The sequence below is a fragment of the Sulfitobacter sp. SK012 genome, assembly GCF_003352085.1.
Taxonomy (GTDB): domain Bacteria; phylum Pseudomonadota; class Alphaproteobacteria; order Rhodobacterales; family Rhodobacteraceae; genus Sulfitobacter.
The window spans coordinates 1,268,619-1,294,924 of sequence record NZ_CP025804.1; the positions used below are offsets into that span (position 1 = coordinate 1,268,619).

The following is a 26,306-nucleotide window of genomic DNA, read 5'->3' on the forward strand; positions in this document are numbered from 1 at the left end:
TGACGCTAAAGAGCATTAACTCCGCCGCAGTTTTTTCTCATAACTGACAGCAGATTGCCCTGTTGGTGATTGTGTCGAAGGGCTGAACCCTTCGTCAGCGCCTCCAAATCGATTTGAGTTTGGTGGTCGCACAATTTGGGTGCTGAAGTTCACCTGAAAGTAACCCGTTCTGATTAGTGTGATCATCGTAACGAGTAGGTGCCGAGCCTGCTGTCAATTTTGGGCGCGGGTTCGGCATTTTTGGTTTCCTTCACTGCTTAATTCATTGATATAAAACGTTAATACCCCAAGTGTGATGCCAGGCACCGCGTAGATTATCGAAATGTCGCTTTCGCGATTGAGCTAGCGCGTCCTTGCCGTCATCATCACCCCAATGAAATCACCGCTGATCGACAATTTACAATACGCCCGCTTTTCGCCCCGCATCTTTGAACAGATGCGCGCAGGCGGCGTGGACGCTGCGCATGTAACCATCGCCTATCACGAGAGCTTTCGTGAAATGGTACTGAACCTTGAACAATGGAACCGCTGGTTTGAAGCGCATCCTGATCTGATTTTCAAAGGTACTTCAGGGGCCTGTGTGACCCTCGCTCAAGAAACAGGGCGCACGGCGATCTTTTTTGGATTTCAAAACCCCAGCCCGATCGAAGACGATATTGGCCTTGTTGAGATTTGCCATCAACTGGGCATACGGTTCATGCAGCTCACCTATAATAACCAATCGTTGCTCGCGACGGGCTGTTATGAAGATTACGACGCCGGACTGACCCGCATGGGCCGACAGGTCGTGACCGAGATGAACCGGGTCGGCATGGTTGTCGACATGTCCCACTCCGGAGACCGCTCTACGCGTGATGCAATTGAACACTCAACACGACCCATCGCCATCACCCACGCAAATCCAGCGTGGTGGCATGAGGCGTTACGCAACAAACCTGATGAGGTCCTAAGGCCGCTAACAGAGTCTGGGGGCATGTTTGGATTTTCCATTTATCCTCATCACCTTGCACAGGGAAGCTTATGCACCGCATCAAGCTTTTTCCAGATGATTGAAGAGGCCGCGCGACGTTATGGGGCAGCTTCGCTTGGTATCGGCACTGATCTTTGTCAGGACCAGCCCGACAGTATCGTCGAATGGATGCGCGTGGGCCGCTGGTCCAAGGTGATTGATTATGGTGAAGGATCTGCCAGCAACGCAGGCTTTCCACCTATGCCGGTTTGGTTCAACGACAACCGTGATTTTGGCAATATCCGCGCTGGCTTGGAGGCGACATCGCTGACATCCCAAGAGATCGACGGGATTATGGGGGGCAATTGGTACCGCTTCTATGCGGCCAGTTTTGGACCGATGGTATGAAGGATTTTACGAACCCACCGCAGGTTCCGCTGCGCCCGCCGTCACAGGTGATGCGGTTAAGCCGGATGGGGTCGATGTTTCCGTCGCGCCTGTCGTTCCTGCGCAGTTTAATGCGGCGACTGGCAGCAGAAAAAGTACACGTCAGGTGCCACGCTTGGGAAATGGATGTGGACGGGTTCGGGCATGCTGTCTTTTGCGTGACCCTCGGCGGGTATGATTATTCCTTGGTCGCTGTCTCGACCGATTTGCCTGCTGATCAACGCACGGACCGGGTGATCGCAACGGCGTGGGACAGCGCGTATGTTCTTTTTGACGGTATTCCCGATGCAAAAGACATCGCGCGTATCGTGGAAAATGCACCGCTTCAAGAAGCAGGGCGATTTTGCGAGCGAGATCTGATATTAAGTCGTGCAAACAAATCAGTGCGGCTGTTTTCTCATGTGGTTGCGGCTTTACTCGCAGGGCGTAAACCTGATCCAGATATGATCCGCGATGTGGGTTATCTGATGCGGACAACTGCGGTTTATGGCAACGGAAAATTTGGCATTGCGGACCGGGCATTGATCAAGGATCGACCGGGCTTTGAAGGACCATTTGCTGCAGAAATGCTGACAGTTTGGTTGATCCGACATTTCACGCACGCGCTGGTCGAACATGTGGGCGGTGCAACCTTGGATCGCGAAACACGGCGCCACCTTGGGATCGGGAATTCCACGGGATTGGGGATGGCACCGTTTTTGGTCAATCACCCGGTGCTTTTGAACAACTGGATGCTCGTGCGCGAAACGGCACTGGCACGGGTGCGCGCCATCGAGGCGTTAACGACGGCTCAGTCGTTACGGATCGCAGCACTCGGGGCGCGTTCGGCGCGTCATTTGGCCCAATGGCAGGTGCCTGACGCGGCCCATCAGGCGCGGATCGAGAGCTTGCGAACCGATTGGCAAAACGCATTGGTGCTGCTGGAAAACCTCGAAGAGAACCGACCGTTGGATCATGTGATGACCAAAATGCTCGACTTTTCCGAGGATGTTCAGGAGCTTATGGTGTCGCTCCTGCTAGAACCCTTCGGGGAAATCGTTGATGGATTGACCGACTGTATGTCCGATCCCTTTGGCGGTTTTGCCCCCCCGATCGTTGGCACAACAGCGCTGCGCAAGGTGTTTGAGACACATTTTGATTGGGCGCTGTCCGATGATTATGACGCTCCGGATGCCTGTGGGCAGTTCTGGTATGTCTCTGAAGCGAAACAAGAACCGCGCCTTGGTCTACGGTTTGAAGAGCCGGGTGCAGACAAAGAAAGTCCGCTTGATATTGCCCGGCGTGCTCGTGCGGCCCACAGCGATTTACCGGAAACGGAAACATCCGTATCGGCGTTTTTGACTGCCCATCCTGAACATGCGCTTGCGGTTGAACGGGCAGGGCTTGCGCAACGCTACCCTTACGGTGAAATTCGCGACAACCTGATTGCTACCACTTGTCTGCCCATCGACATGCTGCGCTGCAAGCTGTCGTTCTTTGGTGCGTCAAAGTTTGATCCGAAGTCTGACCGCTGGACTCGGATCACGCTATGCCAAGGAGCACCACTTGCGGATGAGCTGGACCAAGAGGTCGACGATTGGTGGCTGCCGGTCTTTGCACAATGATACGGTCCCTGAATGAAGTCGCGGCACTTGCCGGCAAAGCGGCACGCGGGGCCGGGGCACCTGCCGCGCAGGCCACTCGTTTTGGTCAGGCCGCGGTGCAACATTTATGCGCGGGACGTGATCCACAGGCATTAACGCGAGCGCTCGCAGCTTTGCCGGGGGGTCCTATTCTTGATCTGCCATTGGCCCTAATGCAGCAAGCTGAGGCGCAGGTGGTTGAGGGTGGATTTGAGACAAAGGGTTGGGATACGCTTGCGCGCAGCTACGTCGCAGCCTTGCCTTTTGCGGCAACTCTCAACGAAAAAAACCTGCTTTGGATCGATCTGAACACGCCAGCAAAGCGCAGCCCTGTTGCGCGATGCGATCTGCCGGAAGACCTTTGCGCCGACTGGCAAGCCCTTGCAGCAAAAACGCTGGTACCAGAGACTGATGCATCTCGGCTTGGTGGGGCGGGGGCAGGCCTGCTCGATAACGATTAGGCGAAGGGATCGGCCTCATAGCTGACCGCGGCGAGGTACAACCCGTGCGGCGGACACACTGGGCCGCAGGCGGCGCGATCTTTGGCCTCAAGTGCTGTGCTTACGCCATCAGGGGAAAGCGATCCTCCGCCGACCCGCTCAAGCGTCCCGACAAAGCTACGAACTTGATTGTGCAAGAAAGACCTCGCACGTACGTCGAAATGTACTTCGGTCCCCTGCGCCGTTTCAACTTCTGAAATATTCAACCGATCCAGTGTTTTTACCGGGCTCTTCGCCTGACAGATGGTCGAGCGGAAAGTGGTGAAGTCATGACGCCCCACCAGCCGGTCAGCGCCGGCCTGCATCGCCGCAACATCTAGCGGGTGTTTGACCTGCCAAACCAACCCCGCCTGATGTGTGGCGGGGGCGCGGCGTGTTAGGATACGAAAATGGTACTGTCGTTCCAGCGCGGAAAATCTTGCGTGCCAGTCGGGGGCAACTTCGGCGCAGCCAACAATGCCAATAGGCGTTGGTTTTAGATGATAATTTAACGCCTCAGATAGGCGAAAGGCGGTCCAGTCGTTTTCCATATCGCAATGGGCCACCTGAGCAAGCGCGTGAACACCTGCATCCGTTCGCCCCGCGGCGGCTATATTGTGGACACGCGGTTCCAGCTTTGCCAACGCGGCTTCAATTGCGCCCTGAACGGACGGAAGGTCGATCTGGCGTTGCCAACCGACAAAAGGCGCGCCGTGGTATTCGATTTTTAGGGCAAAGCGTGGCATGGCCTGCCTCTAGCGCGGCGCTGCGGTTCTGGCAATCCCTCGGGGGGCATCCTATATTAGGCTTTGCAATAGAATGGGGCGCGGCAGGCATTGGTCATCTCTAAAATCGCCGATGGCATCTGGCGGCAAGTCGAAGCGGTACAGGACACTGTATCAGAAGCGTTTTTTGAACCGGTCATCCGTTTGGGTGTGACGGGGCTTGCGCGATCGGGCAAGACGGTTTTTATCACCTCGCTGGTGGCAAATCTGCTGGACCGCGGGCGGATGCCAGGGCTGCTTGCCGCGAGCGAGGGCCGGATAGAGGCCGCGTTCTTGCAACCGCAACCTGATGACACGGTTCCGCGTTTTGAATATGAGAGCCACCTTGCCGCGTTGACGGCGCGCGCCCCGCATTGGCCGGGCAGCACGCGGGCGATCTCAGAGCTTCGCTTGTCTTTGCGGGTGCGCCCGTCGGGGTTGCTGGCCGGGTTTCAGGGGCCGCGTACGATCCATCTGGATATTGTCGACTATCCGGGGGAGTGGTTGCTGGATCTGGGCCTCTTGGATCTGAGCTATGATGAATGGGTGTCGCAGGTTCTGGAGCGGATTGAAAACCGTGAAGAAGCGGCCGCTTACCGTGCGATGGTCGCGCAAACGGATCCGCAGGCCAAACTGGAAGAACCAATCGCCAAGGCGCTTGCCGACACGTTCGCCGACTACCTTCAGACGGCGCGTTTGGCGGGCTATTCCGATTGCACCCCGGGCCGGTTCTTGTTGCCCGGTGATCTGGCGGGCAGTCCGGTTCTGACCTTTGCGCCCTTGCCGGGCGGCGAAGGGGATGCGCGCCGATCATTGCGGCGCGAAATGGCGCGACGGTTTGAGGCGTATAAATCGCAAGTCGTCAAACCGTTCTTTCGCGATCATTTTACCCGGATCGACCGGCAAGTGGTGTTGGTAGATGCCTTGGGCGCGATCAATGCAGGCCCACGTGCGGTTGAAGACATGCGTGCCGCGATGGAAGAGATTTTGGGAGCGTTCAGGCCGGGGCGTAATGGCTTTTTAACCAGCATTCTGCGCGGCAAACGCGTCGAGAAAATCCTGTTCGCAGCGACAAAGGCGGACCATTTACATCATGCGCAACACCCGCAGATGACCGCCATAATGCAGGCGTTGACCCGTGAGGCGCGCGATCGTGCGCGGTTTGCTGGGGCGGAGACAGCCGCCATGTCCATCGCATCCCTGCGCGCTACAACTGAGGCCACGATGGCCCATGACGGTACTGATTTGGACGTCGTGCGCGGCACGCTGTTGGAAACGGGCAAAGAAGCTGCGTTCTATCCCGGCGAGTTGCCAAGTGATCCTGCGCATCTGCTGACCCCTGCGCGGGCAGGTCAGGAACGCTGGCTCGATGGTGATTACCAGATCATGCGGTTTGCTCCGGCTCCGCTGACGCTACGCCCGGGCGATGGCCCGCCACATATTAGGCTAGACCGAGCGGTTGAGTTCTTGATCGGTGATAAATTGTGACCGAGTTTGAATTAGGCGAAGCGCGGGTCCTTGATGCGGGGGCCGTAGGTGGAGTGATGGGGCAAGCCAACGACAGGCTTGTGTGGTTGCCACGTAGTTTTAGCGGTGCCCAAGACATCATGTTTGCAGGCGATATGATCGATACAGGGTGGGTTCGCGTGGCGCGTGTCGAAGGGGCGGTGGTCGGTTTTCTGGCCCGCTGTGGCGCAGAGGTGCACGGCCTTTATTTGTTGCCGCAAATGCAAGGTCGCGGGATCGCGCGTGCACTAATGACAGAGGCGCAGCGGACCTGTGATACGCTCGGTTTGTGGAGTTACGAGGCGAATTCTCGTGCATCCCGATTTTACCGCAAAGCGGGCTTTGTCGAAGTTTCGCGGTCGGCAGGGGCCACCAATGATGTGGGCTTGCCAGATATCCGGTTTGAGTGGCAAAGGGAGGCTGATTGATGGCCAAGGGTCCAGTTCTTTTTGATCTAGACGAAGATGCAGGGCCACGCCCGTCGGTCGCTGAAGCACCGCCCGTTCTGGACGCCGTTGTTGCAGCTCCGCAAGGGCAAGCGATGCAGATTGCCGCGCGTCTTGCGGCGCGAAAACCCTCAATGTTGTCACGGCTTTTTTGGGCATTATTAACAACGTTGATTGGCGCGTTGATCTCGATAACGGCGTGGAGTTTCGTGACCGATCTGATCGCGCGCTACCCGGTATTGGGCTGGGCGATGACCGTGCTGATTGGTGCATTTTTGTTGGTACTGGCGTTGATGTCGCTGCGTGAGCTGGCAGCATTTGGCCGTCTGGCGCGGCTTGATGGGCTGCATCATGATGCGGGGCAGGCCCTGGCAAATGACGATCTGAAAACTGCGCGTGGCGTGACGGATCGCCTGGTCGCGCTTTATAAAGGACGCGAAGATACCCGCTGGGGCCGCGATCGTTTGGCCGAGTTGCGCGGTGATCAGTTGGATGCCGCAGGCCTGCTGGGATTGGCGGAGGCTGAACTATTGGGACCGCTGGATGTCGCTGCCAGCCGCGAAGTCGAGGCCGCAGCACGGCAGGTGGCGACCGTCACGGCGCTGGTGCCAATTGCGCTGGCTGATGTCGCCGCTGCCCTAACATCCAATTTGCGGATGATCCGTCGCATTGCCGAGGTTTATGGCGGGCGGTCCGGCTTTTTCGGTTCTTGGCGGCTGACGCGTGCGGTGTTGTCGCATCTTGTGGCCACCGGAGCTGTGGCCGTAGGCGATGATATGCTGGAGCCGATCTTGGGTGGCTCGCTTCTTGGCAAGCTTAGCCGCCGTTTTGGTGAGGGTCTGGTGAATGGTGCGCTTACGGCGCGGGTTGGTGTCGCGGCCATCGAAGTTTGTCGGCCGCTGCCATTTGTTTCGGCAAAGCCTCCTAAGGTGCGCGGCATCATCAAACGGAGTTTGGGTGGGCTGTTCGGCAGCACAAAAGAAGGCTGAAGGATAGAGCAATGCGTTGCTGACCTACTTTTGACGCAAGCGGGTTCAGTCCGGGCGAAACATCGTGCCCCAAGTTTTTACCTTTGAAGATAGATGCCCGCGGTCGGATGTGATTTTATCAGTACGGAGTCATTTGGACCGTGCGGTTAAATGGTCGGGGCGTCTTGTCTCTGTGTGTCTTGATGAAGTTACGATCCCGCAGCTTTGGCTGAGGCGTAAAGGGGCTATGAATGTTGGAGCCGTTATTTGTGTTGCTTGGCCTTTTGGTGCTGGCCATTCCCGTTTGCGTCATCGGCCTGATGATTGGCCAATCGGCATTGAAATCGCGCTTGGCGCAAGCTGAGCGGGACCTAGTAAAGCTTAAGAACGCTCTGGATAATGTGAAGCCGGGATCCGGACCGGGTGCCTCTAAAACACCTACTGGGGCTTTGGCCAACACGGCTCCGCAACCCGCAGCTATTTCGGCCCCGGTTTCGCGCGCGCCCAAGCCTCCGAAATTGCCACCGCGCCCTGCAGCACCTGCGCAGCCACCAAAGCCAGCCGCTCCCGAGCGTCCATCACCTGTGGGCGACGCATTGGCCAAGTTTGGCCCCTGGTTGCAGGAAAACTGGTTTTACGCGGTATCAGCCTTGTCGTTAGCGCTGGCAGGGGTGTTTTTGGTTCAATACGGGATGGAAAACGGTCTTTTGCCGCCGCGTGCACGTGTGGCGGCGGCGCTTGCCTTTGGAGCAGCGCTCATTGGGGTTGGGGAATATATCCGCCGCCGGTTTGGTGATGCAGAAGAAAACACCACCGCCTACTTGCCGTCTGTTTTTTCAGGCGCCGGGATCGTTACGCTCTTTGGTGTTATCTTGTCCGCGCGCATGCTGTACGGCCTGATTGATGGCAACGCCGCGATGGCCGGTATGGTGATCGTGGCCGTGATCGCATTGGTACTTGGCTGGCTTTATGGACCGCTTTTGGCGGCCGTCGGTGTCATCGGGGCCTTTGGCGCGCCCGTGGTTTTGAGCAGTTCCAATTCGGACGCTACAGGTCTGTTCGCCTATTTCGTCATCGTCGCAGCACTTGGTCTTGGGGTTGATACGATCCGCCGTTGGGGGTGGGTATCGGCGTTGACCATGGTGTTGGCCTATCTTTCAGGCTGGGGGCTGGCCGCGACATCGGGCAATTATCAGGTGTGGGCGGCGCAGGTTTATCTCATGGTGCTGGCGTTGCTTGCGATCGTTGTGCCGGCCCGCAGCGTCTGGCCTGATCATAGCGGGCCGACGGTCAGCCTTGGGTTGCTGGCAAAGCTGCGCACAGAGCACGAAGCCGCCGTCTGGCCGCAATTTCCAACGTTATTGGCATTTGGCTCGGTGGCTGCGAGTAGCATTTCGCTGCTTGGGTTTTTCGGCGAAGGAACCGGTGAGGCATGGCTGAGCATCGCAGGGCTTGCGGGCCTAACCGTGCTGTTGATCGTTTGGTCGCATAAAGCGCGCGCTTTGCAAGACGTGGCAGCATTTCCCGCACTGGCCTTTTTGGCGGCGGTGTGGATGCAGCCAGAGTTGCGACTAGGGCTGCACCATAATTTTGCACAGGCTTATACTGAAAACCCGGAGGCCGCCTTTCCCAAGACCGTGACCATTCTGGTGGTGCTGGCCACGATAATCTCGGCCACAGCCGCGTGGCGGTCTTTGAGGGATGGCAAGTTGCGTACTCTGTGGGCTGCAGCGGCGGCGATCTATGCGCCGGGCATTGCGATGTTAGTGGAGATAAGCTGGGCACCAGCCGAGGTAATCGGAGCCTATCCTTGGGCGCTGCATGCCGCTGGGTTGGCAGCGTTCATGGCTGTCCTTGCCGAACGCTTTGCCCGCCGCGACGGGGTGGATCGATTGCGCACCAGCTTTGTGCTGATGTCGGTACTATCTTGCATGGCATTCGCCTTTGTCATCGTGTTGAGCGCCGCGGCATTGACCGTAGCACTGGCGGTCACGGTGGTGGCTGCTGCTGCGATGGATCGGCGTTGGACCTTGCCGCCGATGGCTTTGTTCATCGCGGCGGGGGTTGTCACGCTTGGCTACCGCTTGACGGTTGATCCCGGGATAGATGCGGGTCGTTTTGGTCCGTTGTCTGAGATGTTGCTGGCCTATGGCGGTACGCTCGTGGCCTTTATCGCGGCACTTTGGCTGTTGGGCGCACGCGAACGTCCCTTGGCGCAAGTGATTCTTGATAGTGCGGCCTGGTCGACGGGCGGGATGTTCGCGACATTGCTTATTTTTCGCGGGATTGATGCAAAGGTCGGCGCGACCACAACGGACAGCCATTGGGCGTTGGGCCTTTATGCAACCATTTGGTTGGGCGTCGCATTGGCGCAGGTGCAGCGATTGCCCTTAGGTGGGCGGCTTCGCCAGCTTCGTTGGGCGCTTACGGGCCTCTTTGGTCTTATTGGGGTCGGATCGCTGTGGATGGGCGCGACTGTTGCGAACCCGCTCATTGCGAATGGCGCGACCAATAATGTGATTGGATTGCCCGTGTTTAATACCCTTGCGGCGGCCTATTTGCTGCCGGCATTGTTGCTGGGTGTGGGTGTACTGCGGCTGAGGGGTCTTGAACGGCGAATGCGCCTTGGCATGATCGCTGTCGCGGCTGCGCTTGTTGCCCTTTGGGTGCTGCTTGTGGTGCGCCATCTGTGGCAAGGTGGCGAGGCTATGAACCTATCTCACGGTGTGGGCGAGCCAGAATTGTACAGCTACACCATTGGCTTGCTGTTGATTGGCGCAGGGCTCTTCTATCAATCACTTGCACGGCGTTCGGCCAAGATGCGCAAGGCGGGGCTGATTGTGATTGGGCTGGCGGTCGCCAAGGTGTTCTTGGTGGATATTTCGGGTCTCGAAGGGCTGACGCGGGTGTTCTCCCTGCTGGTTCTTGGATTGTCGTTGGCCGTTTTGGCATGGCTGAACCGCTGGGCGCAGGATCGCTATGGCGTTCCTAATGCTGGTAGGGATGAAAGGGGCGGACAACCTCCCGAACTGCCGGATGCCGCGCCGGAAAATTGAGGCCAAACGAAGCGGGTACCGGCACTTGCCCCCTGACGGGGTGCGGCCTATAAGCAGCGCGATATGTTTGGCTTAGATATGCTCATACGAATTATTTCCCCGGCGCTCGTTTCCTGAGACGCCGGGACTTAGGTGTTTGAGTTCCTCGCACCGACCGATTGATCCCTGAATTTCCGTTTTGAAGGACGCTCCAAATGTGCGCCGAGACACCTGACTACAAATCTACACTGAACCTGCCTAAGACCGGCTTTCCGATGCGGGCAGGATTACCCAAACGCGAACCCGAATGGTTGGCACGCTGGGAAAAGATCGGCATCTATGACCGCTTGCGCGAGAAAGAGCCACGCGCGCCCTTTACGCTGCATGACGGACCTCCCTATGCCAACGGGCATTTGCACATCGGCCATGCGCTGAACAAGACCATCAAGGACATGATTGTGCGCAGCCATCAGATGATGGGCTTTGACGCGCGCTATGTGCCGGGCTGGGATTGTCATGGGCTCCCGATCGAGTGGAAGATCGAAGAGCAATACCGCAAAAAGGGCCGCGACAAAGACGACGTGCCAATCAACGAATTCCGCGCCGAGTGCCGGGAGTTCGCCCGCGGCTGGGTTGATATCCAGCGCGAGGAATTCAAGCGGCTGGGCATCACGGGCAATTGGGCTGATCCGTACCTCACCATGGATTTCCACGCCGAGCGTGTGATCGCGGAAGAGTTCATGAAGTTCTTGATGACGGGCACGCTCTATCAAGGCTCAAAGCCTGTGATGTGGTCGCCGGTTGAACAAACTGCGCTGGCTGAGGCCGAAGTGGAATACCACGACAAGGACAGCTTTACCGTTTGGGTGAAGTTCAAAGTTGTCGGCACCGATGATGCAAACCTTGATGGGGCTTTTGTGGTGATCTGGACCACGACGCCTTGGACAATGCCCAGCAACAAGGCTGTGGTTTGGGGCGAAGGTATCTCTTACGGCCTTTATGAGATCACCGGGCGGCCTGAAGAATGCTGGCTCAATATCGGCGAGCGCTACATGATTGCCGATGATCTGGCCGCTGAGGTTTTGGGCCCGGCGCGGCTTGATGAAAGCATGTACAGCCGTGTTTCTGATGTGACGGCCGACGACCTGCGCAAGATCAAACTACAGCACCCGTTGGCCGAGGCCGAAGGCGGCAATGGCGAATGGGACGACCTTCGCGATTTCCGTAGCGCTGATTTTGTGACGGCAACCGAAGGTACGGGCTTTGTTCATTGCGCCCCAAGCCATGGCTTGGAGGAATATGACCTCTACCGCGAGCTGGGCATGCTGGAGCAGGTGCTCACATACAATGTGAACCCAGATGGACGCTACCGCGATGATCTGCCGTTCTTTGGCGGTAAGGCGATCCTCAAGCCAAATGGCAAAGAGGGCAACGCCAATGCCGCCGTGATCGACAAGCTGGTTGAGGTTGGCGGTTTGCTTGCACGTGGCAAGATCACCCACAGCTATCCGCATTCTTGGCGCTCTAAGGCTCCGGTGATTTACCGCAATACGCCACAGTGGTTTGCGGCCATCGACAGGCCTGTGGGCGACGGGCAGGACATGCATGGCAAGACCATCCGGGAACGTGCCTTAACCGAGATCGACAATGTGAATTGGACCCCAAAATCAGGGCGCAACCGTTTGCATGCGATGATGGAAGTGCGGCCCGACTGGGTGCTGTCACGTCAGCGCGCGTGGGGTGTCCCGCTGACCTGTTTCACCAAAAAGGGCACGCTTCCGACGGATGCGGATTTCTTGCTGCGCAACCCTGAGGTAAACGCCCGCATTGTCGAAGCGTTTGAAGTTGAAGGTGCGGACGCATGGTACGAAGAAGGCGCCAAAGAGCGCTTTCTTGGCGGGATCGTTGATGCGGATGCTTATGATCAAGTCACAGACATTCTGGACGTTTGGTTTGATAGTGGCTCGACGCATGCGTTTACCTTGCGCGACAGGGCCGATGGGACCGAAGACGGTATTGCAGATGTCTATATGGAAGGCACTGATCAGCACCGCGGTTGGTTCCATTCGTCGCTTTTGCAAAGCTGTGGCACCTATGGCCGCGCGCCCTACCGCAACGTTGTGACGCATGGGTTTACGCTGGATCAAAAGGGCATGAAGATGTCCAAATCCGTCGGCAATACCATCGTGCCCGAAGAGATCATCAAGCAATACGGCGCAGATATTCTGCGGCTTTGGGTGGCGCAGGCAGATTACACTGCAGATCAACGCATTGGGCCGGAGATCCTGAAAGGGGTGGCCGATAGCTACCGCCGCTTGCGCAACACGATGCGCTATATGCTGGGTGCGCTGAGCGAATTCTCGGAAGCCGACCGGGTTGATCCAGCGGACATGCCTGAGCTGGAGCGCTGGGTGCTGCACCGTGTAGCTGAGTTGGATAAGACTGTGCGCGAAGGCTATGCGCGGTTCGATTTCCAAGGCGTGTTTCAGGCGGTGTTCACTTTTGCCACTGTCGATCTGAGCGCGTTCTACTTCGATATCCGTAAAGATGCGCTTTATTGTGACGGCGATACGCTGCGCCGTCGGGCTGCGCGCACGGTGCTTGATATCTTGTTCCACCGCATAACGACGTGGCTGGCCCCGGTGTTGGTTTTCACCATGGAAGAAGTCTGGCTTGAGCGGTTCCCAGGCGATGAGAGTTCAGTGCATCTGATCGACATTCCTGAGACACCGCAGGATTGGCTTGATCCTGAATTGGCGGCGAAATGGGCGCAGGTGCGTGCCGCGCGGCGCGTCGTGACAGCCGCGCTCGAAGTGCAGCGGACAGAGAAGGTCATTGGGTCCTCGCTTGAGGCCGCGCCGACTGTGTTCGTGACAGATGGCGATCAACGCGCAGCACTGGAAAGTGTTTCGTTTGAAGATGTTACAATCACTTCTTCAATCACGGTGACAGGTGAAGCGGCCGCGCCAGAAGCATTCCGTATGCCTGAGACTGATGGCATTGCAGTCGTCTTTGCCAAGGCTGAGGGCGAGAAATGCGAGCGCTGCTGGAAGGTACTGCCGGATGTTGGCACCCATTCCCATTCTGGTGTCTGCGGTCGCTGTGACAAAGCCGTAACCGAAGTTCTCGGGTAATTTCCGCAGCTTTCGGATTGAGCATCTCATGCCCCCGCTTCACTATGGGGGCATGAAACAACAAACAGTCACCACCCAATTCGGCGATCTCACTCTGACCGAGGTCGATGGCGCAATCACAGCCCTAGGCTGGGTGCGGGTACCGCAACAGCATCGCAGTGCGCTTTTGGATGAGGCGGCCGCACAGCTGGCGGCCTATGCCGCAGGGACACGGCAAATCTTTGATATTCCGCTTCACCTCCAAGGTTCGGCCTTTCAGCGCGATGTCTGCGACGCGATGTTTGCAATCCCCTTTGGCGATACGGTGACCTACGGAGATATCGCCAAGGCTCTTGGCGTTCCTGCACAAGCAATAGGTCAAGCGTGCGGCGCGAACCCAATTCCCGTGATCATTCCATGCCACCGCGTGATGGGGGCCAAAGGACTGACAGGGTTTTCTGGAGCTGGGGGAATTGAGACAAAGGTCGCTTTGCTGCGCCACGAAGGGGCCGCAAGTCTGTTGATTTGATCGCCTAGAGTTTTTCGCCGCGCTGATAGCGATACTGCTGCACGATCCCAGCAAAAAGCAGATAAATTGACGTGGAGACCAACCCTGCATGCCCCAAGCTCGGCAGTTCGAAATCGACCCACGCAGCCCACCCTGCAAAGAACGTCCACGCCAAAGCCACGGGCAAAGTCACATTGCGCCACCTTTCGGTGCGCACTGGGTGTACGAATTTCAGCGGCACAAACATGGCGATCGCAAGGAAGGTCACAAGAATTAGGCTGACCCAATACGGCGGTTCAATCGCGAAAAGCACCAGCACGACCATGTTCCAGCATCCGGGAAAGCCTGAAAAGGAATTGTCTTTTGTTTTCATCCTATTATCAGCGAAGTACAAAGCGCTAGTAAAGGTGATCACGATGATCATGACCCATCCACTCCAACCATCCATCAGGCCGGATTTGAAGAGGGCAAATGCCGGAATAAACACATAGGTGAGGTAGTCGATGATTAGATCCAGCAGCACGCCGTCGAATTCAGGTGCGTTGGTTTTAACATTGTATTTGCGGGCAAGGGGGCCATCGATGCCGTCCACAAAGAATGCAACCACCAGCCATAGGAACATCAGATCATAGTGTTCATCCACGGCTTCCAGCATCGCCAACATGGCAAAGACGGCTCCTGTGGCGGTCAATAAATGAACAGAAAGGGCTTTATACGCTGCAGTCATATCTGATGTGTCGCAAATCAGGTGGTGGGATGCAAAAGGAAAAGGCTCAACCAATGGGTCAAGCCTTACCGTTTTAGTGCAATGTGGTGCTTAGTTGCCTAAGCGGACCTCTTCCAGCGGATACGCCAGATTGTCCTGATCTTCCCAACTGACGTGGCAATCGTGACAGAAGGCTTGTTTGAACTTCATTGGTTTGCCGTTGGGCTGAAGGCCGGCATAAACCCAATCATCGGTATCAGGCACACTGCCAGCTTCGACTTTGGTCATGATAAAAAGTGGACCGACGCGGCCGATCTTTTTCTTTTTGTGTACGCTGAAGCTTTCCTTAGCGAGGATCGATCCGACTGGCATAACCACGCCTTCTTCGGCGAATTTCAGGTATTGGGGCGCTGCAATATCATTGGCGAAAGTTTGTAGCGCGCGTGTGCCATGCGGACCGGCGACTGCGGGCTGCGTCGAGGTGACCGTCCAGCTTCGATAGTCGGTGCCGATTTCGTCGCCTGCCTTCGCATAGCCCGCCGCCATCTTATCCTTGATGCAGTCATAAAGTGCTGCAATTGCCGGGTTTTCCAAATCCCCAATGCTTGTGACGTCGACGGGGCAATCCTCTGCCCACGCGGACGAAGATGTGAATACGAACGCGAATGCAGCGGTGGCGGTGCGAAGTGACATGAAATGCGGCCTTTCAGCTTTTCAATTGATGGTGCGACAACCTGCCACACATCACCCTCGCACGGGCGGGTCAGTAAGCCGGATAAACTTTAGTCACGTTGCCGTGACGAAGCGCTGTTTTGAAAGGGTCTCTGGCGCAGGACGGGCGTCAGGCTTTGGGATGTGCGCGGTTGTAGACTTCCATCAAACGCACAGTGTCCACTGCCGTGTAGGCTTGCGTGGTCGAAAGGCTCGCATGGCCCAGCAGTTCTTGGATCGCACGTAGGTCGCCGCCCGCGTCCAGCAGATGCGTGGCAAAGCTGTGTCGCATGGCGTGGGGTGTTGCAGTTGCGGGCAGGCCCAGTTGCATCCGCGCATTGGCCATCACCTGCTGGATCGCGCGGGGTGACAACGCACCACCTCGGATCGCACGAAATAGGGGCGCGTCAGGGGCTTGGCCATGCGGGCAGGCGCGCAGATAGGCATCCACAGCTTGGCGGGCGGCGGGCAGAACAGGGACAACACGTTCTTTTCCGCCTTTGCCGATGATGCGAAGGGCATTGGGCAGGGGCACATCTGCGCCCTTAAGGCCCAACGCCTCGGAAATACGCAAGCCGCAGCCCCAAAGCAAAGTCAGCACCGCGACGTCACGGGCGGCAACCCACGGCGTGGCGGATTGAACCTCGACGCAGTCGATCAGATCGCGGGCGGCATCAATTGCCAAAGGACGGGGCAGTTTCTTGGTGAATTTGGGTGAACGGGTCGACAACACGGCCGTTGGCTCAAACCCTTCGCGCTCAGCCAGCCACCGGTAGAACGCTTTGACCGCCGAAAGTTTACGCGCCATTGAGCGTGGTCCAACGTCGCCGCTGGCCCGGGTCTGGGCCATCCATGCCCGCATGTCGCTAATGGTAATTTTTGACAGCGCACCGAGGCCCTGATGGGCGCTATGATGCAGGGTCATGAAGGCCAGAAACTCGGTCACATCGCCTTGGTAAGCGGTGATTGTGTTCTCAGCGGCACCGTTCAGAGCGCGCTGATGGTCAAGCCAAGTTTGGAGGGCATCGCGTGCTGCGGCGCTGATCATTAAAGTATGTGCGGTGTCGCTCAAGACAGCCAGCGGCGCATGCTGCGCTCAAACACACCGGTGAAAAACGCCAGCAGGTCAGTGCCTTGCTGAGGTCCGAACATATGCGGATCTTCAGCGCCAAAAACCAACATTCCCGGCAGCCGGCCCGCGCCAAAATCAAGCTTGAGGCATGCCTCAGACCGGATCCAGACCGCGTTGACCCCATACACCTGTTCTGAGGCGTCCTGTATCTGACGCAAAGTCACCTGCCGCGGTGCACCGCCACGTTCCTGCGTGAGGTAGCCGTCAATGAAGCCAGGCTTTGCGACACACAGCACATCACCCAGTTCTTTCACGGCGGGGTCTTCTTCGTTTTGAACAGACTCCAATACCAACCGCACAGAATCGACACGCAAGATATCGGCGAGGTCACCGCCCAAATCACTCAGGAAGGCTTCAAATTCGACCGGATCAAGCATGCGTAGAATCGCGCGGTGGATTTGATTGGTGCTGGCAAGGTTTTCATAGGCTGCGGCAATCACGCTGCGGTGGGTGTCTTCAAGCCGATCAAGTCGGGATTCCAGACGCTCCATCGCGATGCCGCGCAGGTCAACGATATTGCCGCCCATGGAGCGTTCATTGGCTGCAATCAACGCTTCCATCACATCGCTATCGTCCAAAATCACTTCTGGTTGCGATATAATTGCTTCGCGCAGCGTGTCATCAATCTTGGTGCTGATGTTCGCGTTTGGCGTTTCGGTCGTTGGATTGCTGCTCGTTGTGCTCATGCTGCTCTCGCGTCTATTTCCGCGTCGATATAACACGGGCAGATTTTTCAATCTGCCCCATTTTCAATTTTTGGGTCCAAAGAGTGCCAAATTTACACCCCCTTTTGGCAGGGGGGGAGAAGACATCATTTTTTCCCCTTGAGATGACCGGATTCTACAACTCCCAATCGCAAAATTGGAAATTTGAAACCCGATCGCCGGTGGCGGTTTTCCGCGCATGGTTGAGGGGGTCGTTCCGCATGTCGGCACTGACAATCAGTATTTTCACGCGGAACGGGAAGTGGGCGCTATAGAATCTTTTGGCCAGTCTTTGCCCAGTCTTTCATGAACTGGTCGAGACCCTTGTCGGTGAGCACATGGCCGGCAAGTTTCTTGATCACTTCTGGTGGGGCGGTCATAACATCGGCACCAACCAACGCACATTCCTGTACGTGATTGACCGTGCGGATGGACGCGGCAAGGATCTGCGTCTCAAAGCCGTAGTTGTCATAAATGGTGCGGATATCTTCGATCAACTCCATGCCGTTGATGTTGATGTCATCAAGGCGTCCAATGAAGGGGCTGATAAACGTCGCGCCCGCTTTGGCCGCCAAAAGTGCTTGAGCAGATGAAAAGCACAGTGTCACGTTAACCATCTTGCCTTCGCCCGACAGGACCTTACAAGCTTTGAGCCCATCCCATGTCAGGGGCAGCTTAACGGTGATGTTTTCAGCGATCTTGGCCAACTTGCGGCCTTCAGCGATCATGTCGTCAGCCTGCAACGAGACAACCTCGGCGCTGACAGGACCATCGACCAGTTCACAGATTTCCTTGGTGACTTCGATAATGTCGCGGCCTGATTTCAGGATCAGCGAAGGGTTCGTGGTCACGCCGTCTACCATGCCCAGATCGTTCAGCTCGGCAATTGCGTCGATCTCGGCTGTATCTACGAAGAATTTCATGTCGGGTCTCTCCTGTTGGAAATGTTAACGCTAACGGATATGTTGATTACCTTGGCTTTACCGCATGATCTGCGATGCTGAAACCCACTAATGCAATTCACTGCTTGGGGCTCCATTTTGACGCTGCCGGAATTTTTTGACCAGGGCGACCTTGTTGCTGTGCTGAGTACGCAGCCTTTGGGCCGTGCGCTGGATTACAAAGCACCTGAGGGCGGCTGCCGTCCGGGCGCGTTCGTTGAAGTGCCGTTGGGTCCGCGCAAGGTGCTCGGTGTGGTTTGGGGGCCGGGGGCTGGTGATTATGATTATGCCAAGGTGCGCTCGGTCATACGGGTGTTGGATGCGCCGCCCATGCGGGACGAACTGCGCGTGTTTTTGCGCCGGGCGGCCGATTATACATTGACCCCGATGCCTGCGATGTTGCGGCTTGCGACCCGTGCGCCGGGGTTGGGGGATCCACCCTCGATGCGCAAAGTTTACCGGCGTGGGGGCAAAGAGCCGACGCGTATGACGGATGCCCGTGCACAGGTGCTAGAAGTGTTGGAAGCGTATGGTGACCTGTCGTTTACGCTTAAGGAACTCGCCGATATGGCGGGGGTGACGGCCTCGGTTGTCAAAGGGCTGGTGGCGCAAGGTGCCGTGGATGAACATGACAGCCCGCGGGATCTACCGTTTCCGCCGCTTGACCCTTCGTTGCCCGGCAAGGAGCTGACTGCGGATCAGGCTGCAGGGGCGGTGCTTTTGGAAAAGGCAGTAAAGTCAGAAGTATACGGGACGACCTTACTGCGGGGCGTGACGGGATCTGGCAAGACAGAGGTATATCTGGAAGCGGTCGCGGCTGCATTGTCAGCGGGTCGGCAAGCGTTGGTTTTACTGCCAGAGATCGCGTTAACGGCTGAGTTCTTGACCCGTGTCGAAGCGCGCTTTGGCGCGAAACCCGCGGAGTGGCACTCGGGTGTCACCATGACCGAGCGCCGACGGATATGGCGGATGGTGGGCCAAGGAAACGCGCAATTGGTTATTGGTGCGCGGTCGGCGCTGTTTTTACCGTTTCAGAACCTTGGGTTGATCGTGGTCGATGAGGAACACGACACATCCTACAAACAAGAAGACGGCGTGCTTTATAACGCGCGCGACATGGCAGTGCTGCGCGCGTCGATCTGTGGGGCTCATGTCGTATTGGCCTCTGCCACGCCGTCGCTAGAAAGTTGGGCGAATGCCGAAGCGGGCAAATACACCCGGCTGGAGCTGTCGTCGCGGTATGGTCCGGCCGTTATGCCCCAGATGGGCGCGATCGATATGCGCACAGAAGGATTACCGTCGGACCGTTGGATATCGCCGCAGCTAAAGGCCGAAGTCGACGTTCGGCTGGAGCGCGGCGAGCAGGCGATGCTGTTTATTAACCGACGTGGCTATGCGCCGGTGACGCTGTGCCGGGCCTGCGGCCATCAAATTGGGTGTGATCATTGCGATGCGCGCATGGTTGAGCACCGCTACCTCAAGCGTCTGGTTTGCCACCAATGTGGTGAGAGCAAAGCAATGCCGGAGGCGTGCCCGTCATGTGATGCCGAAGGGCGGCTCGCGGCAGTTGGTCCTGGCGTCGAAAGGCTAGGCGAAGAAGCGACAGCGCTTTGGCCTGATGCGCGCGTGGCCACGCTGAGCTCAGACATGTACGGGTCTGCTCGGGCGCTAAAGGCCGAAATCGCAGGGATCGCGCAGGGGACTGCTGATATCATCATTGGCACGCAACTGGTTGCGAAGGGACACAATTTCCCCAATCTGACGCTGGTGGGCGTGATTGATGCGGATCTTGGGCTGATGGGTTCGGATTTGCGCGCGGCTGAGCGGACCTTTCAGTTGATGCGGCAAGTGGCAGGTCGGGCAGGGCGCGCGGACAAGCCGGGTGCTGCGCTGCTGCAGACCTACCAGCCTGAACATCCCGTAATTCGCGCCATTCTTGCGGGCAACGAGGAGCAATTTTGGAAAGCCGAAGCTCAGGAACGCCAGCAGGCCGGTGTGCCGCCTTATGGGCGGATGGCGGGAATCATCCTAAGTGGGCCAGACGTGGCGCAGGTGTTTGATGCAGGCAATATGCTGGCACGCAATGATAGGGCGTTGCGCGAGATTGGTGCGCAGGTTTTTGGACCCGCACCTGCGCCAATTGCACGGGTGCGCGGACGGCATCGAGTTCGGTTGCTGGTCAAGGCAGAGAAATCGGTGCCGTTGCAAGAGGCTCTGGCACGCTGGATCGGACAGTTGCGCCTGAAAGGCGATATGCGGGTGGCAGTCGATATTGACCCGCAGAGCTTTTATTAAACCAGGCCAGAGTGCCGGCAGCCTATCTGGAAAGATACGTTCAGGCTGGGTTTGCCTCTCGTAAAGGGCAAAGGCTGGGCGTATGTCATGTGGCATGACCCAATATGTTACACTTGAGGATGCCAAGCATCAGCCGTTCTGGCGTAGGCCGATTGCGCTTTTGTTTCTTATGGCGCTGGCGATGCCAGTGGCGTTTAACGTCTGGTCGGCGCTTCTCAACAACTTTGTCATTGAGGTGGCAGGCTTTGATGGGTCGGATATTGGGCTGTTGCACACGATCCGCGAAATCCCCGGATTTTTGGCTGTTGGCGTTATTGCGATCATCATATTTGTGCGCGAGCAGGTCTTGGGGTTGGTATCGCTAATCCTGTTGGGCGTGGCGACGGCAGTGACGGCGTGGTTTCCATCGATGACGGGTATCTTGACGATCACCATGCTCAGCTCGATCGGGTTTCATTATTATGAGACGGTCAATCAGTCGCTGCAATTGCAGTGGCTCAAGATCGAGGATGCGCCGCGCATGATCGGCTGGCTTATGGCCGCGGGATCTGCGGCGACGCTGGTCGCGTATTTGGCAATCATCGCCCTCTGGGAGACGCTGAGCCTAAGCTATAACGCGGTCTATATGATCGGCGGCATGGCGACGGTGCTGATCGCTGTATTTGGGCTGCTTGCCTATCCACAATTCGAGGCTCCGACCCCGCAGATCAAGAAGATGGTGCTGCGCAAACGCTATTGGCTCTACTATGCTTTGCAGTTCATGTCTGGCGCGCGGCGGCAGATATTCGTGGTCTTTGCCGGCTTCATGATGGTCGAACGATTTGGCTACGAAGTGCATGAAATCACAACGCTTTACCTGATAAATTTGGTCGCCAACATTATCTTTGCCCCGCTGATGGGCAAGGCGGTGGGCTATTTCGGTGAGCGACGCGCGCTGGGGTTCGAATATCTGGGGCTGGTGATCGTATTTCTGGCTTATGGTGGCGTTTACTATCTGGGTTGGGGTGTTTTGATCGCGGCCATTCTTTATGTCCTGGATCACATGTTCTTTGCCCTCGCATTGGCACTCAAAACCTATTTTCAAAAGATCGCGGACCCGGCTGATATCGCGCCCACGGCGGCGGTTGCCTTCACGATTAATCACATCGCAGCGGTGTTCTTGCCTGTGGGCTTGGGCCTGTTGTGGTTGGTTTCACCGGCGGCAGTGTTTTTTCTGGCAGCAGCGATGGCGGGGGTTTCGTTTGCCTTAGCAATGCTGATCCCGCGCCATCCGTCTCCGGGAAACGAAACCGTGCTGAGCGCGCGCCGCACCCGCGCGGCCTAGCGCGGTGCAAGAAGGACGGTTCCTCAGCGGCTCAACAATGGGTCATGTGGTTCGGATGACGGCTACTGGTGCGGTTGGGATTACCTTCGTTTTCTTGGTCGATGCCGCGGGACTTCTGTGGATTTCACAATTGGGCGACCCACGTCTGGTGGCGGCCATAGGGTTTGCTTTTGCGATCCAGTATTTCTCGGTCTCGTTTGGTGTTGGGCTGATGATTGCGGCAACAGCGATGATTTCGCGCAGTATTGGCGTCGGAGATCGCGCGTTGTCACGGCGTCAGGCAGGGGCAGCGATTGTCGTGGCGGCCTGCATTCAGGCAGTGGTGGCATTGGTTGTGATCGCATTGCGTCATCCGCTGGTCGAGATGGCGGGGGCCACGGGCGAAACAGCGCGGCTGGCTGCGCGGTACTTGGCGATAACCATGCCGTCGTTGGTGCTGATGTCTGTTGGGTTGGTCTGCTCGGGTGCCCTGCGCGCCGAGGGGTTAGGGGCCAAGGCGATGTACGTCACGATGTTTTCGGGGATGGTGTTGATGGTGCTTGATCCGGTCCTGATCGTCTGGATGGGATTGGGCCTTGATGGGGCGGGAATTGGCGTTGCGCTCTTTCGCTGTTGCCTGCTGGGTTTGGGTATTTATTTTGCTGGCGTGCAAAACCAGTTGGTCAGCTTTCCTAACCTAGCGGATGTGAAAGTGTTGACGCGGCCTTACCTTATGATCGCGCTGCCGGCGATCGCCAGTCAACTCAGCACACCTGCAGGCAATTATTTGCTGACCATCGAAATGGCACCGTTTGGCGATGACGCCGTCGCGGCCTGGGCCGTTGTGGGGCGGCTGACCGTTGTGGTCTTTGGTGGGATATTTGCGCTCTCGGGGGCGATTGGCGGCATTTTTGGGCAGAACTTTGGCGCTGGAAATTATGACCGGCTGCGCAGCGCTTACCGCGATGCATTGGTGTTTTGCTTTATCTATACACTTGTGGCTTGGGGGCTGTTGTTGGCGGCAATGCCCTATGTGATCGACCTTTTTGGCCTCGTTGGACAAGGGGCCGAGGTTTTGCAGGCCTTCGCCCTGATCGGCGTAGGTGGTTTTATCTTTTTTGGTGCACTTTTTGTCAGCAACGCTGCGTTTAACAATCTGGGCCGGCCGGCGTGGTCTACGCTGGTGAACTGGACCAAGGATGGCGTCCTCAGCTGGCCTGCGGCGGCTGCGTTTGCGGGTATTTATGGCGCGCCAGGCGTAATCTATGGGCAGGCCGCAGCAGGGATCGTTGTTGGTACGCTTTCTGCGATTTGGGGCTGGTATTTCGTCCGCGGCCTAAGTGCGCAAAACGCAGCAGCGCTTGACCCGGCCGCGCCACGGCCCTACCCGAACCCTGATAGACATCGGAGCCGTTGATATGACCACCTACACTGCCCTCACTACTCTTCCTGGCCGCGACCCCGCATATGCGCTTGGCGAGGCAATGGAAGAACTCACGCCTGAACCGACCGGCGTTGGTGTTTTTGAGGTCGAGGATGGGTCGGGCCTTTGGGAAGTTGGCGGGTATTTCGAAGAAGCCCCTGATGCCATCGTGCTGGATCTTCTGGCTGCGGCGATGGGGGCTAAGCCTTTTACCATCTCAGAGCTGCCAGAAACCGATTGGGTTGCCCATGTTCGCCGTGAATTGGCCCCTGTCGAAGCGGGACGGTTTTTCGTCTATGGCAGCCACGACGCCGATAAAGTGCCACAAGATTGCGAGCCTCTGCTGATTGAGGCCGCGATGGCGTTTGGTACGGGCCACCACGGCACAACGCTGGGGTGCTTGCGTGCGCTAGACCGTTTGGCGCAGGATGGATTTGTTGGGAAAAATGTTGTTGATATCGGCTGTGGCACGGCCGTGTTGGCGATGGCAGCTGCACGGATTTGGCCGGATACGGTCCTAGCAAGCGACATTGATGAAGTCGCGGTGGATGTGGCGCGGGCCAATGTGACTGCGAACCAGTTAGATGGGCGCGTGTCTTGCGCTGAGGCGGCAGGTTTCGATCATCCTGAACTGGCGGCGGCAGCGCCGTTTGATTTGATCTTTGCCAATATTCTCAAAGGGCCGCTGGTGGCGTTGGCCCCAGATATGGCGACGGCACTGCAGCCGGGTGGTTATGCGATTCTCTCGGGGATTCTGAACGAACAGGCGGATGAGGTAATTCGCGTTTATGCACAGTCTGAGATCAATCTAGTGCATAAAGAGAGCATTGGTGACTGGACGACGCTAATGCTCCGAAAGTGACGTTGGGGCCTTCCAGAAAACACCTGATTTTGCACTCATTTGTGTTGAATCGAACGCAATTGCCCAGAAAAAGACACATTTCAGGACTAATTTCTACATAACAACGGTGGGGACCAATTGTTATTAAGAGAGATTGTTATGATTGAGTCACATGATCATTTCGAAAAGCGCCTCAATTTTCTGGGACGCAAACACGCCAAGATGACCCGCGGTTATGCCACAAAGATGGACCGCAACGGCCTCTTGATTGCCCAGCCGAAGCGCCAACGTATCGAGATACCTGTCAGAGGAATTCTGATGTTGGTATTCTGCTTTTTCGCCTTCAAAGGTTTTATGCTGGCGGCCAACGGTCCGACGTCCTACGCCGAGCGCCTCTCGGGGTTGCAAAGCGGAACCAAAGTCGAGCAGATCGGTGCTAAACTTATGATGATCGATCCAGCGACGGAAATGATGGCGAAAATCATCGGTCCAATTATGCGCTAGAAATAGCGATTGCCTGATCCGGGGAAAGTCCCGGGGGCATCCCTCCAGTGAACTTCACATGAAAAAGCCGCGCTCCTGTATCAGGAGCGCGGCTTAGTTGTTGTAGTCGATCGAGGCGGCGATCAAAGCCGCCCCAGAAAGACTTAGTGAATCAGAGTGAACCCGGCAATCCGGTCGATGTCTGAGCGGTACAAGCCGATGTCTTCGAGCTCACGGTCGGTCAGCGCGGACAGAGCATTGCGGGTTACGCGTGCATCGTTCCATTCGATCATGGAGCCGAATGCGCGGCCGAAAATGCCAAAGAAACGAGCTGCAACAGGTGCTGAGTCGTATGTGGGGCGAGTGGTGTCAAATGAAGCCATTGTAGTCGTCCTTTTTTGTTTGGTTATGCTGATCTCGTCAGCGTCATGGTGGTCAGATAGGAGGATTGTGAACCTGAGACAACGTGTACAATTGCATAGTGGACATGCATCCAGTGCATGGGTCATTTCATGCTTAACACCCCGTAAAATATGTTAAAATCGTGACACCGCTCCGTCGATATAGGCTGCGTTAGGTCGCTTTCAGACGCTTTTGTGGGGCAAGGTGCGAAAAGCGACATTATTGGCTTCGCAATTGACCCAAATGACGAAACGCTTGGCGGATGTTCGCGTTTCGTGCTATTGCATCAAAAAAGCAACAAATTGAGGTATTTCGGCTGATGATACGGGTGATTGGCATTGATCCGGGGCTGCGCAACCTTGGTTGGGGCGTGATAGATGTGGCGGGCAGCAAACTGAGTCACGTCGCGAACGGCGTATGTGTCTCAGAAGGGGTGGATTTGGCCTCGCGACTTTTATCGCTGCATGGGCAATTGACCCGTGTGATGGCGACATATCGGCCTCAGGCCGCAGCGGTCGAGAAAACATTTGTAAACAAGGATGGGGCAGGGACGCTAAAGCTCGGTCAGGCGCGCGGCATTGCGATGCTCGTTCCAGCGCAGGCCGGGCTGGTTGTTGGAGAATACGCGCCCAACTCCGTCAAGAAGACGGTCGTAGGCGTTGGTCACGCAGACAAGGGCCAGGTCGCGCATATGGTGCGGATGCAATTGCCGGGCGTGGATATTGCCGGACCAGATGCGGCGGACGCCTTGGCGGTTGCGATTTGCCATGCGCATCACGGCGGCGCTTCAAGTCTCGCGCAAGCTGTGGCGAGGGCTGGCGCATGATTGGCAAGCTGACGGGGCGCATTGACTACCGCGCTATTGATCATGTGCTGATCGACGTACGCGGCGTCGGCTATCTGGTTTATTGCTCTGAAAGGACGTTGGCAGGATTGCCCGGTGTTGGAGAGGTCACGGCGCTTTTCACTGATGTGCTGGTGCGCGAAGACGTCCTGCAGCTTTTTGGCTTTCAAACCCTTGCCGAAAAGGAATGGCATCGGTTGCTCACATCTGTTCAAGGGGTCGGCGCCAAGGCGTCGTTGGCCATCCTAGGTGCGCTGGGCCCTGATGGGGTCAGCCGGGCGATTGCGCTGGGCGATTGGAATGCGGTGAAGGTTGCAAAAGGCGTTGGCCCAAAGATTGCGCAGCGTGTGGTACTGGACCTCAAGGACAAGGCCCCGTCTGTAATGGCCATGGGCGGTACTTTGGCCGAGGCGAATGGCGACGCGGACGCCGAAGTGATTGAGGTTGCCGCACCGACGACTAAGCCGCGCGCGCGGGCCCCGAATGCCTCGGCCCAAGCTGAGGCGCTGTCAGCGCTTGCCAATTTGGGTTACGGGCCGGGTGATGCCGCAGGTGCCGTTGCACAGGCTGCGGGCGAAATACCTGATGCTGATACGCCCACGTTGATCCGCGCGGCGTTGAAACTTCTGGCTCCAAAGGCGTAGGTTGCGCAAAATCGGGGCTGTTGCCTCTTGTCGTGGATGA

General features: G+C 57.1%; 23 protein-coding genes. 16 read left to right on the top strand and 7 right to left on the bottom strand.

All coding sequences use genetic code 11. The features are described from left to right. The first annotated feature begins 373 nt into the window (after positions 1-373). Genes C1J03_RS06265 through C1J03_RS06275 form a run of 3 tightly spaced genes read left to right on the top strand, consistent with a single transcriptional unit; the run spans position 374 to position 3,479 of the window. Positions 374-1,357, top strand: a complete 984-nt coding sequence (locus C1J03_RS06265; RefSeq protein ID WP_114884759.1) for a membrane dipeptidase — start codon at positions 374-376, stop codon at positions 1,355-1,357. Beyond that, complete coding sequence (locus C1J03_RS06270) at positions 1,354-3,000, top strand: hypothetical protein (protein ID WP_114884761.1); 1,647 nt, start codon at positions 1,354-1,356, stop codon at positions 2,998-3,000. Before C1J03_RS06265 ends, C1J03_RS06270 begins: the two co-directional genes overlap by 4 nt. Beyond that, on the top strand, positions 2,997-3,479 hold the full coding sequence (locus C1J03_RS06275; protein ID WP_114884763.1) for a hypothetical protein: 483 nt from the start codon (positions 2,997-2,999) through the stop codon (positions 3,477-3,479). The genes C1J03_RS06270 and C1J03_RS06275 overlap by 4 nt, the downstream gene beginning before the upstream one ends. Here C1J03_RS06275 and truA read toward each other — a convergent pair. Then, a complete protein-coding gene (truA, locus tag C1J03_RS06280; RefSeq protein WP_114884765.1) occupies positions 3,476-4,243 on the bottom strand; it encodes a tRNA pseudouridine(38-40) synthase TruA in 768 nt (255 codons plus the stop codon). The two genes, C1J03_RS06275 and truA, sit on opposite strands and share 4 nt — an antisense overlap. A 90-nt stretch (positions 4,244-4,333) precedes the next feature. Here truA and C1J03_RS06285 point away from each other — a divergent pair, with 90 nt between their 5' ends. The 6 genes from C1J03_RS06285 to C1J03_RS06310 all read left to right on the top strand — a co-directional run bounded on the left by C1J03_RS06285 (position 4,334) and on the right by C1J03_RS06310 (position 13,858). Further along, complete coding sequence (locus C1J03_RS06285) at positions 4,334-5,749, top strand: YcjX family protein (protein WP_114884767.1); 1,416 nt, start codon at positions 4,334-4,336, stop codon at positions 5,747-5,749. Further along, positions 5,746-6,195 (top strand): GNAT family N-acetyltransferase, encoded by a 450-nt coding sequence (locus tag C1J03_RS06290; protein ID WP_254694197.1) that lies wholly within the window; start codon positions 5,746-5,748, stop codon positions 6,193-6,195. Before C1J03_RS06285 ends, C1J03_RS06290 begins: the two co-directional genes overlap by 4 nt. Continuing rightward, complete coding sequence (locus tag C1J03_RS06295; RefSeq protein ID WP_114884769.1) at positions 6,195-7,202, top strand: YcjF family protein; 1,008 nt, start codon at positions 6,195-6,197, stop codon at positions 7,200-7,202. The genes C1J03_RS06290 and C1J03_RS06295 overlap by 1 nt, the downstream gene beginning before the upstream one ends. 230 nt (positions 7,203-7,432) lie before the next feature. Further along, entirely contained in the window at positions 7,433-10,237 is a 2,805-nt protein-coding gene (locus C1J03_RS06300) for a DUF2339 domain-containing protein (protein WP_254694198.1), read from the top strand. 194 nt (positions 10,238-10,431) lie between these two features. Beyond that, positions 10,432-13,350 (top strand): isoleucine--tRNA ligase, encoded by a 2,919-nt coding sequence (gene ileS / locus C1J03_RS06305; RefSeq protein ID WP_114884771.1) that lies wholly within the window; start codon positions 10,432-10,434, stop codon positions 13,348-13,350. Positions 13,351-13,402: 52 nt separating this feature from the next. Beyond that, entirely contained in the window at positions 13,403-13,858 is a 456-nt protein-coding gene (locus C1J03_RS06310; protein WP_114888876.1) for a methylated-DNA--[protein]-cysteine S-methyltransferase, read from the top strand. 4 nt (positions 13,859-13,862) lie between these two features. Here C1J03_RS06310 and C1J03_RS06315 read toward each other — a convergent pair whose 3' ends face one another. The 5 genes from C1J03_RS06315 to fsa form a co-directional block, all read right to left on the bottom strand. Further along, positions 13,863-14,564, bottom strand: coding sequence for a CDP-alcohol phosphatidyltransferase family protein (locus tag C1J03_RS06315; protein WP_114888877.1), 702 nt, complete (start codon positions 14,562-14,564; stop codon positions 13,863-13,865). Between the two features lie 90 nt (positions 14,565-14,654). Next, positions 14,655-15,236 carry a cytochrome P460 family protein gene (locus tag C1J03_RS06320; RefSeq protein ID WP_114884773.1) on the bottom strand — a complete coding sequence of 194 codons (582 nt, stop codon included), beginning with the start codon at positions 15,234-15,236 and terminating at the stop codon, positions 14,655-14,657. A gap of 148 nt (positions 15,237-15,384) precedes the next feature. Then, positions 15,385-16,302: a tyrosine recombinase XerC gene (locus tag C1J03_RS06325; protein WP_114884776.1), complete on the bottom strand. Its 918-nt coding sequence runs from the start codon at positions 16,300-16,302 to the stop codon at positions 15,385-15,387. Positions 16,303-16,322: 20 nt separating this feature from the next. Beyond that, the gene (locus tag C1J03_RS06330; RefSeq protein ID WP_174234445.1) at positions 16,323-17,072 is read right to left on the bottom strand and encodes a DUF484 family protein; all 750 of its coding nucleotides are present in this window, start codon (positions 17,070-17,072) and stop codon (positions 16,323-16,325) included. 287 nt (positions 17,073-17,359) lie between these two features. Then, entirely contained in the window at positions 17,360-18,013 is a 654-nt protein-coding gene (gene fsa / locus C1J03_RS06335; protein ID WP_114884778.1) for a fructose-6-phosphate aldolase, read from the bottom strand. A 90-nt stretch (positions 18,014-18,103) separates the two neighbouring features. Between fsa and C1J03_RS06340 the strand changes: the two genes are divergently transcribed. The 5 genes from C1J03_RS06340 to C1J03_RS06360 all read left to right on the top strand — a co-directional run bounded on the left by C1J03_RS06340 (position 18,104) and on the right by C1J03_RS06360 (position 24,397). Further along, positions 18,104-20,326, top strand: coding sequence for a primosomal protein N' (locus C1J03_RS06340; protein ID WP_174234446.1), 2,223 nt, complete (start codon positions 18,104-18,106; stop codon positions 20,324-20,326). A gap of 94 nt (positions 20,327-20,420) precedes the next feature. Further along, entirely contained in the window at positions 20,421-21,650 is a 1,230-nt protein-coding gene (locus tag C1J03_RS06345) for an MFS transporter (RefSeq protein ID WP_114884780.1), read from the top strand. 37 nt (positions 21,651-21,687) lie between these two features. Continuing rightward, the gene (locus tag C1J03_RS06350) at positions 21,688-23,046 is read left to right on the top strand and encodes an MATE family efflux transporter (protein WP_114884782.1); all 1,359 of its coding nucleotides are present in this window, start codon (positions 21,688-21,690) and stop codon (positions 23,044-23,046) included. A gap of 1 nt (position 23,047) precedes the next feature. Continuing rightward, positions 23,048-23,914, top strand: coding sequence for a 50S ribosomal protein L11 methyltransferase (locus C1J03_RS06355; RefSeq protein WP_114884784.1), 867 nt, complete (start codon positions 23,048-23,050; stop codon positions 23,912-23,914). A 138-nt stretch (positions 23,915-24,052) separates the two neighbouring features. Continuing rightward, entirely contained in the window at positions 24,053-24,397 is a 345-nt protein-coding gene (locus C1J03_RS06360; protein WP_114884786.1) for a hypothetical protein, read from the top strand. Between the two features lie 143 nt (positions 24,398-24,540). Here C1J03_RS06360 and C1J03_RS06365 read toward each other — a convergent pair whose 3' ends face one another. Further along, entirely contained in the window at positions 24,541-24,759 is a 219-nt protein-coding gene (locus C1J03_RS06365) for a DUF1127 domain-containing protein (protein ID WP_114884789.1), read from the bottom strand. 341 nt (positions 24,760-25,100) lie between these two features. Here C1J03_RS06365 and ruvC point away from each other — a divergent pair, with 341 nt between their 5' ends. After that, the gene (gene ruvC, locus C1J03_RS06370) at positions 25,101-25,604 is read left to right on the top strand and encodes a crossover junction endodeoxyribonuclease RuvC (protein WP_174234496.1); all 504 of its coding nucleotides are present in this window, start codon (positions 25,101-25,103) and stop codon (positions 25,602-25,604) included. Beyond that, a complete protein-coding gene (gene ruvA / locus C1J03_RS06375) occupies positions 25,601-26,266 on the top strand; it encodes a Holliday junction branch migration protein RuvA (RefSeq protein WP_114884791.1) in 666 nt (221 codons plus the stop codon). Before ruvC ends, ruvA begins: the two co-directional genes overlap by 4 nt. Positions 26,267-26,306 lie beyond the last annotated feature (40 nt).

What these genes read in the sequence shown, in the direction of transcription:
- C1J03_RS06265 (WP_114884759.1), top strand. Translation starts at nt 374, where the DNA reads ATGAAATCACCGCTGATCGACAATTTACAATACGCCCGCTTTTCGCCC.
- C1J03_RS06270 (WP_114884761.1), top strand. Translation starts at nt 1,354, where the DNA reads ATGAAGGATTTTACGAACCCACCGCAGGTTCCGCTGCGCCCGCCGTCA.
- C1J03_RS06275 (WP_114884763.1), top strand. Translation starts at nt 2,997, where the DNA reads ATGATACGGTCCCTGAATGAAGTCGCGGCACTTGCCGGCAAAGCGGCA.
- truA (WP_114884765.1), bottom strand. Translation starts at nt 4,243, where the DNA reads ATGCCACGCTTTGCCCTAAAAATCGAATACCACGGCGCGCCTTTTGTC.
- C1J03_RS06295 (WP_114884769.1), top strand. Translation starts at nt 6,195, where the DNA reads ATGGCCAAGGGTCCAGTTCTTTTTGATCTAGACGAAGATGCAGGGCCA.
- C1J03_RS06300 (WP_254694198.1), top strand. Translation starts at nt 7,433, where the DNA reads ATGTTGGAGCCGTTATTTGTGTTGCTTGGCCTTTTGGTGCTGGCCATT.
- ileS (WP_114884771.1), top strand. Translation starts at nt 10,432, where the DNA reads ATGTGCGCCGAGACACCTGACTACAAATCTACACTGAACCTGCCTAAG.
- C1J03_RS06310 (WP_114888876.1), top strand. Translation starts at nt 13,403, where the DNA reads ATGAAACAACAAACAGTCACCACCCAATTCGGCGATCTCACTCTGACC.
- C1J03_RS06315 (WP_114888877.1), bottom strand. Translation starts at nt 14,564, where the DNA reads ATGACTGCAGCGTATAAAGCCCTTTCTGTTCATTTATTGACCGCCACA.
- C1J03_RS06320 (WP_114884773.1), bottom strand. Translation starts at nt 15,236, where the DNA reads ATGTCACTTCGCACCGCCACCGCTGCATTCGCGTTCGTATTCACATCT.
- C1J03_RS06325 (WP_114884776.1), bottom strand. Translation starts at nt 16,302, where the DNA reads ATGATCAGCGCCGCAGCACGCGATGCCCTCCAAACTTGGCTTGACCAT.
- C1J03_RS06330 (WP_174234445.1), bottom strand. Translation starts at nt 17,072, where the DNA reads ATGAGCACAACGAGCAGCAATCCAACGACCGAAACGCCAAACGCGAAC.
- fsa (WP_114884778.1), bottom strand. Translation starts at nt 18,013, where the DNA reads ATGAAATTCTTCGTAGATACAGCCGAGATCGACGCAATTGCCGAGCTG.
- C1J03_RS06340 (WP_174234446.1), top strand. Translation starts at nt 18,104, where the DNA reads ATGCAATTCACTGCTTGGGGCTCCATTTTGACGCTGCCGGAATTTTTT.
- C1J03_RS06345 (WP_114884780.1), top strand. Translation starts at nt 20,421, where the DNA reads ATGACCCAATATGTTACACTTGAGGATGCCAAGCATCAGCCGTTCTGG.
- C1J03_RS06350 (WP_114884782.1), top strand. Translation starts at nt 21,688, where the DNA reads ATGGGTCATGTGGTTCGGATGACGGCTACTGGTGCGGTTGGGATTACC.
- C1J03_RS06355 (WP_114884784.1), top strand. Translation starts at nt 23,048, where the DNA reads ATGACCACCTACACTGCCCTCACTACTCTTCCTGGCCGCGACCCCGCA.
- C1J03_RS06360 (WP_114884786.1), top strand. Translation starts at nt 24,053, where the DNA reads ATGATTGAGTCACATGATCATTTCGAAAAGCGCCTCAATTTTCTGGGA.
- C1J03_RS06365 (WP_114884789.1), bottom strand. Translation starts at nt 24,759, where the DNA reads ATGGCTTCATTTGACACCACTCGCCCCACATACGACTCAGCACCTGTT.
- ruvA (WP_114884791.1), top strand. Translation starts at nt 25,601, where the DNA reads ATGATTGGCAAGCTGACGGGGCGCATTGACTACCGCGCTATTGATCAT.